Raw genomic sequence first — 6021 nt, forward strand, 5'->3', positions numbered from 1 at the left:
AGACGCCCACCCACCCCCCCCGTGGGGGGGGGGGCCACAAGGCGCTTGGGTCACCGGTGGCCCATCGGCGGGATCGGCCGCGGCCTCCCCAGCCGGAGCCGATGCCCGCCACCTGGAGGGCGAGCAGCATCAGGCCGAGCAGCATCAGGTTCGTTGAGCTGAAGACGTCGTTTCCGTCGAGGTCCGTCGCATTGAAGAGAAACGCAAGAAAGAACAGCACTGCCGCAGCGATACCGAGCATTGCAGCCCCTCATGTCGTCGAGCCCGCCCCGATGGCGCGGCTCGCGGTCCAGGTCCGAGTTCCCCGGCTGGCGCCGGGTACTGCCTGAGCGCGTTACTTCCGGAGCCGTCTGGGCGCGTAACCGAAAACCACCCGCCCGGCGCGCGCCGTCGTGGCGTCCAGGAAACGCGGGAGTCTGGTGAGGCGCAGATCCTCGCGCCAGACGACGTACGAGCCGGGGCCGCGGACTGCCGGGTGGACCTCGATCTCGGCCCAGCCCGTCAGGACCTTGCCCGTCTTCGTCAGGCGGCAGCGGGCCTCGGGGGACGGTGGCTGCCAGAGCGTGATCTCCATCGGATCGTCGAAGCCGAGCGGGCCCAGACCCGTGCGCGCGATGAAGCGGGTGCCCTCCCGGTTGGGGCCGTCCGTGAGGAGCTTCGTGTACGTGAACGGCACCTGCGCGGCATGCCGCTCCCAGTCCGTCACCCGCCGCCATGCCTCGGCGACGGGGAGCGGGGTGCGGTGGGCGATACGGAATTCGGGCACGGCGGGATCGTAGGACGTGGGGGCCGGGTCCGGGCGCGTGGCGGTCCGGCGGGGTGTCGCGACGACATCGGATCGTGGCGCGGGCGGCCGCAGATGTTACTCGGACGACCTCAGATGTTGCTCAACGGTTCGGTGAAGGGTGCGCGCCCTTCCGGAGCGCCGTGCATGATCGCGGAACTGCCCGGCCGAGCAACGGAACTGAGGTGGCGCGATGGTTCGTACGACGTACGTCCCGGCCCTGGTGTTGATCACCCTGCTCACGGCGAGCGCCTGCACCAACGGTTCGGGTGCGGTGGCCGCAGAGCCGGTCGACGTGACGCATGAGCAGGCCGTGGACGTGCTGCACCGGATCGTGGCGCGGGCGCCGGCGGGCGGTGCCGAAGAGTTCTGCGAGGTCACGCTCCAGCGACAGTCGTGCGAGGACGCCTGGGCGGGCTCCGTCGCCGAGCGCTGTCTGAAGCCGGGGGACATGCCCCGGGTGATCCGTAGCGCTGCCGTCCCGGAGAAGGAGACGAAGACGGGGACATGGGACGGTGGGCGTGTGCTGCTGATCGAAGGGCGTACGGCCGGTGGCGGCAGGTACGTCTCGGAGTTCTTCGTCACCGGCTCGGAAGGCAGGCCGACGGCCTCGCTCGGGGTCTACTGGTCCGGCATCGGGCTGGGCAACTCCCCGCTGGGGGAAGGTGTCACCGTTCTCCCCGAGCCGGAATGCGCACAGGACGCCGGCCACACCGGAAACAACGCCGCCACCCCCCCCCGGGGGGGGGGGGGGGGGGGGGGGGGGGGGCCGGCCCGGGGGGGCCATGTCCGGGGCCCCCCGGATTCGGGTGGCCGGGGGGGGGGGGGGCCGGCGGCTGCGCGGACCCTGGAGGCGCGGTAGGTCGCGGACCCTGGAGACGCGGCGGGACAGCGGCTGGCGGCCCGTGGGGCGCGGTGGGTCGGCGCTGCTGTGGCGGCCCCGTGGGTCATCGGCTGTGGCGGCCCGTGGAGACGCGGCGGCGGACCGTGCCGAAGAGCAGGGCCGCGCCGACGGCGAGCACGCCCGCGCCGCCCATCGCGATGTACGGGGTGGTCGAGTCGCCACCGGTCTCGGCGAGGTTCTCGTCGGCGGCCACCGGCTGGTCGGCGGGGCCGGCCGCCTCCGGGGCATTGGGCTCGGGCGCGGCGGGGGGCTCCTCCCCGCCCGTCTCCGCGTCCTGGTCGCCGTGGCCCTGGTGCTCGACCGTCGACTGCTCCTGGCCGTCGGTGATCTGCTCCTCGCTCGGCGCGGACGGCTCGGCCGCCGGCTTCTCGTCCGAGGACGAACTGCCGCTGCCCGCAGAGCCGTTGTCGGCGCCGAAGACCACGTCGGAGCAGGTGTAGAAGGCCTCGGGGGAGTCCGAGCGCTGCCAGATCGAGTAGATCAGGTGCCGGCCGGACTTCTCCGGGATGTTCCCGGAGAAGACGTAGTCGCCGTTCTCCATCTTCGGGTCGGTGACCTCGGCGAACGGCTTCGCCTCCAGGTCCGACCACTTCAGCGGCTTCGACGGGTCGTAGCCGTCCTTGGTGATGTACAGCTCGAACGAGCCCTTGTGCGGGGCCGTGCCCTTGTAGCGGAAGGTGTGGCTGCCCGCCGAGAGCTTCGAGGACGGCCAGTCGCCGCGGGCCAGGTCGAGACCCTTGTACTTGTCGTTGCCGGCGCTGCACAGCTTGCCGTCGGGGATGATCTCCTTCGACTTGCCCGCGGCGTTGGCGATGTTGACGCCGTTCCAGTCGTAGAAGGCCTGGACTCCGGACGCGGCGACGGCCGCCTTGCACGCGGCCGAGTCGGGCGCCTCGGGGCCCTCGGCGTAGCAGGCGGCGACGCGGCTCACCGGGTCCGTCATCGAACCGTGCGCGGCGGCCGGGGATATCGCCAGCGCGGTCAGCGCGAGCGGGGCGACACCGGCGGCTGCGGCGTAGGCGACTTTGCGGCGAGCGGTCATGTGTGGATCTCCTTGAGCGGCTTCAAGCAATTTCGTGGGGGATACGGGGCGGGCACGTACCCGTTGGTGCAGCCCCCCGAAATGCGCTGCACCGACGGCTCGAACCCGCCCCGGCGCAACAGAAGCTAGCCCCTGAGATCCACGATTTCGCCTGCTGAGGCGCCCTGGAGGTGATCCTTATGGTCGCTTTAAGGAATCGATCAGAGGCGGTTAAGTGCGCGTCCGCGATGTCTGGTTTGGCGAGCCTGTTCAGCGGGTGTGCCCTCCGGCAGGGGCCGTTGGAGGCTCTGGTGCCGGCCGCCGGACGCGAACGAGCGTCTGATATGAGTTTGCGAGGTATCGCATCAACCGGGGGAGAGCATGAGCCTGCGACCAACTGCCTTCAGCGTGCTGGGTGTTGGCGTGAACTGGGAGTTCATGAAGTCCGATCGGCGGGACTCCACCGGGCTCGGTTTGCCGTCGGGGCAGGGGAGCGTCTGACGCCGCGCTGTCCGGTACTCGCGGGTGCGTGCGCGCCAAGGAGCAACTTTCGCAGCACGGAGAGGTGTTGGGCCGATGGAGTGGATCACCCTTGCCGCAACGGGCCTCGGGGCTCTCATCGGTGTCTCCGCACCAGGCGCCATGGTCTCCGCATCGGACGACTGCTTCCGCCGCCTGCGCGACTTCCGGGACGTCGTGGCGAACGGCACCGCGAGCGGCACCTCGGAATTGCGGGCATCCCAGTCGGCGTACGACCGGTCGCTGACCAAGCTGCGTGAGCTGATGCGGACCGACCTCGGCCTCGCGGACTGAGGCGATGCGGCGAACAGGCGGCCCGGCTGCCCTCTGCCCGTCCGGTGCCAGGGGCTCCGCCTTCCTCAGGTTTCGCTCAACCCGCTTTCCCGCAGGCCGGGTTCGAGGTGAAGATCGGTCAACGGTTCATGAGGTGAGGGAAGGGGTGGGGTCGTGGCCAAGGCAGTGCGGGCGTCGCTGGGGGAAATGTGGATCACCTGCCAGGTCTGCAAGAGCGACCTCTTCCGCGAACGGGGCGTGAAGCTCAACAGCACGGGCGGGGAGTTCTTCAACCTTGCCTGGGCGGATGAGACCGCGACCGGGCTGATCTGCTGGCGTTGCGGCTTCGTGCATCTCTTCGCCAACCCGGGGATCCAGTTGCACCGCGTCAAGGAGTGACGGGCCAGCTGTATTCGAGCTCGGGCAGCTCGAAGCCCTGCTCGAACCGGCAGACACGCTCATCGGTACGGACGGCTCCATGCCGCTCGTAGAAGGCGATGGCGCGGGTGTTGTCACGGAGCACTTCCAGGTAGACCGTCCTGCCCGGGTGCTCATCGGCCGCCCACGCCAGCGCACGGGTCAGAAGCCGGCGGCCGATGCCCGACCCTGTGCGGCCCGGTCTGGCGTGCAGGTTGTCCAGCAGCACGCGGCCGTCAGGCCCTGGCATCACATATGCGAACCCGTCGATGCCGGCCGCCGTGGCCGCCACGAAGAGGGCCGCTCCCGAGGGAGGCGCCGCCAGCCGGCCCAGCCAGAGCTCCAGACGGTCTTCCAGGAGAGCGCCGTCCAGGAAGTCGGCGGGCATGATTCCCGCGTACGCCGTACGCCAGCTCTCTGTATGCAGCGCCGCGATCTCGGCGGCGTCGTCCCGGCGGCCCCATCTGATCTCCATGCTCGTCCTACTCTCCGCTCAGCTCGTCGAGGATCTCGGTGTAGTGGCGCCGGCGCAGGCTCAGGGTCCGGGCAACTTCGTCATCCGTGGTCCGGGAGATCTTCTCGAGGTGCCCCGAGAGATTGTCCCGCTGGGGATGGCCGGAGCCTTGGACGTACGCGGTGGTGCGGGCCACTCCGGCGGCGAGCAGCAGCTGGTGGGGGAGGCCGAACCAGGTGTCGAAGCTCCGGCAGACGGCTTCCCACAGCTGCCAGACGTCCTCTACGCGGCGTTCTTCGGCGACCCGCAGGGCAGCGAGTTCGATGGTGTGGCTGAATCCCCAGGAGTGCTCGTGCCACTTCGTCTCCTGAAGCAGCAGGAAACGGGCGAAGTCTCCGTCGTCCGGACAAGGGTCCCGTACCAAGGCCTCAAGGACCTGTTGCCTCTCCTCCCAGTTGGCGTCCACGGGCAGTCGGTCCTCGGTGTACTGCCCGTGGAACTCCAGAAGTTCCCAAGACTCGGGGTCCGTGCGCCACCAGGCCAGGTCGGGTATCGCGGGGCGGCTCATAGGTGTCTTCCCTGCGGAGAGGAGGGGACCGACATCGTCGCACGTGCGTGATCGACGGCGAGCGGGCGTCCGCGACCCGTCGCGTCAGCGGTCCTTCGCCAGTCCTACGAGCTCCGCGAAGAGACCGCCCGCGTGCAGCAGATCGTCGTACGTGCCCTGTTCGATGACGCGGCCCTTGTCCATGACAAGGATGCGGTCCGCGAGGCGGACGTTCTCGAGCTGGTGGGTGACGACGATCGTCATGCGCTCGGCGGCGATCCGTTTGATCTCCAGGAAGATCGCGTGCTCGCCGCGGGCGTCCATCTGTGAGGTCGGCTCGTCGAGGACGAGGAGCGGGGACCGGCGGTACAGCATCCGTCCGCACACCAGGCGCTGCCACTGGCCGCCCGACAGTTCGGCGCCGCCCCAGAGCTCTCTGGCGAGGAGGGTGTCGAGGCCCTGCGGGAGTTTCTCGACCGCCTCGCGCATGCCCACCGCGTCGATCGCCTGCCAGACCGGCTCGTCGTCATAGGTCTTCGGCTGGCCGAGGGTGATGTTCTCGCGGACCCGCAGCGGCCAGCAGGCGAAGTTCTGCGGGACGAGTGCCGTGCGCCGCCATACGGAGTCGGGGTCGGCCCCCGACAGATCCGTGCCGTCCCACAGCACCCGGCCCTTGTCGGCGAGCAGAATGCCCGTGATCAGCTTGGCCAGGGTCGACTTGCCCGAGCCGTTCTCGCCCACGATCGCCAGGATCTCCCCGCGCCGCAGCGTGAGGGACACCCCGGCCACGGCAGGGTCGGACTTGCCCGGGTACTGGTAGACGACCTCGTCGAGCCGGATCTCGTCCACCCGGGGCGCAATGGCCGACTCGCCGCGCTTGGGGGCCCGTTCGGCGGCCATGTCCAGGAAGGAACGCATGTCGGCGAGGTAGAGGGAGGTGTGGAACATCGCGGCGCCGTGGATGACGAACTGGGAGAGCGCGGCGAGCGTGGTCTGGACGGTGACGACGGCTGTCGCCGCCACCGGCAGGGCCACCCGGCCGGGGGGGGGGGGGCCCGCGGGGGGGGGCCCGGGGGGGAGGAGGGGAGAGGCGGCCCGCCCC

At 70.2% G+C, this 6021-nt stretch carries 9 protein-coding genes; 3 read left to right on the forward strand and 6 right to left on the reverse strand.

Translation table 11 applies throughout. The features are described from left to right. Positions 1-241, reverse strand: a 241-nt coding sequence (locus tag JAO81_RS42320) for a hypothetical protein (protein ID WP_233415071.1), incomplete at its 3' end; no start/stop codon positions are given. 93 nt (positions 242-334) lie between these two features. Further along, on the reverse strand, positions 335-766 hold the full coding sequence (locus JAO81_RS07390) for an SRPBCC family protein (protein WP_199546969.1): 432 nt from the start codon (positions 764-766) through the stop codon (positions 335-337). A 211-nt stretch (positions 767-977) separates the two neighbouring features. On the opposite strand from JAO81_RS07390, the gene JAO81_RS07395 reads away from it, so the two are divergent. Next, complete coding sequence (locus JAO81_RS07395; protein WP_199546970.1) at positions 978-1646, forward strand: hypothetical protein; 669 nt, start codon at positions 978-980, stop codon at positions 1644-1646. An 85-nt stretch (positions 1647-1731) separates the two neighbouring features. Here the strand turns inward: JAO81_RS07395 and JAO81_RS07400 are convergent, their stop codons facing one another. Beyond that, positions 1732-2730, reverse strand: coding sequence for a lytic polysaccharide monooxygenase (locus tag JAO81_RS07400; RefSeq protein ID WP_199546971.1), 999 nt, complete (start codon positions 2728-2730; stop codon positions 1732-1734). 555 nt (positions 2731-3285) lie between these two features. On the opposite strand from JAO81_RS07400, the gene JAO81_RS07405 reads away from it, so the two are divergent. Both JAO81_RS07405 and JAO81_RS07410 read left to right on the forward strand, forming a co-directional pair. After that, complete coding sequence (locus tag JAO81_RS07405) at positions 3286-3522, forward strand: hypothetical protein (RefSeq protein WP_199546972.1); 237 nt, start codon at positions 3286-3288, stop codon at positions 3520-3522. Between the two features lie 153 nt (positions 3523-3675). Further along, entirely contained in the window at positions 3676-3900 is a 225-nt protein-coding gene (locus tag JAO81_RS07410) for a hypothetical protein (protein WP_199546973.1), read from the forward strand. Here the strand turns inward: JAO81_RS07410 and JAO81_RS07415 are convergent. The 3 genes from JAO81_RS07415 to JAO81_RS07425 form a co-directional block, all read right to left on the reverse strand. Beyond that, positions 3890-4393: a GNAT family N-acetyltransferase gene (locus tag JAO81_RS07415; protein ID WP_199546974.1), complete on the reverse strand. Its 504-nt coding sequence runs from the start codon at positions 4391-4393 to the stop codon at positions 3890-3892. The two genes, JAO81_RS07410 and JAO81_RS07415, sit on opposite strands and share 11 nt — an antisense overlap. Before the next feature lie 7 nt (positions 4394-4400). Beyond that, positions 4401-4940, reverse strand: coding sequence for a hypothetical protein (locus tag JAO81_RS07420; protein WP_199546975.1), 540 nt, complete (start codon positions 4938-4940; stop codon positions 4401-4403). A gap of 84 nt (positions 4941-5024) precedes the next feature. Next, on the reverse strand, positions 5025-6021 hold a 997-nt coding region (locus JAO81_RS07425; protein WP_199546976.1), incomplete at its 5' end, for an ATP-binding cassette domain-containing protein.

Origin of the sequence: Streptomyces sp. N35, assembly GCF_016464295.1 — a bacterium.
GTDB lineage: Bacteria > Actinomycetota > Actinomycetes > Streptomycetales > Streptomycetaceae > Streptomyces.

Bases quoted from the DNA above. Each gene is read 5' to 3' on its own strand.
- JAO81_RS07415 (WP_199546974.1), bottom strand. From the start codon at position 4,393: ATGGAGATCAGATGGGGCCGCCGGGACGACGCCGCCGAGATCGCGGCG.
- JAO81_RS07395 (WP_199546970.1), top strand. From the start codon at position 978: ATGGTTCGTACGACGTACGTCCCGGCCCTGGTGTTGATCACCCTGCTC.
- JAO81_RS07400 (WP_199546971.1), bottom strand. From the start codon at position 2,730: ATGACCGCTCGCCGCAAAGTCGCCTACGCCGCAGCCGCCGGTGTCGCC.
- JAO81_RS07420 (WP_199546975.1), bottom strand. From the start codon at position 4,940: ATGAGCCGCCCCGCGATACCCGACCTGGCCTGGTGGCGCACGGACCCC.
- JAO81_RS07405 (WP_199546972.1), top strand. From the start codon at position 3,286: ATGGAGTGGATCACCCTTGCCGCAACGGGCCTCGGGGCTCTCATCGGT.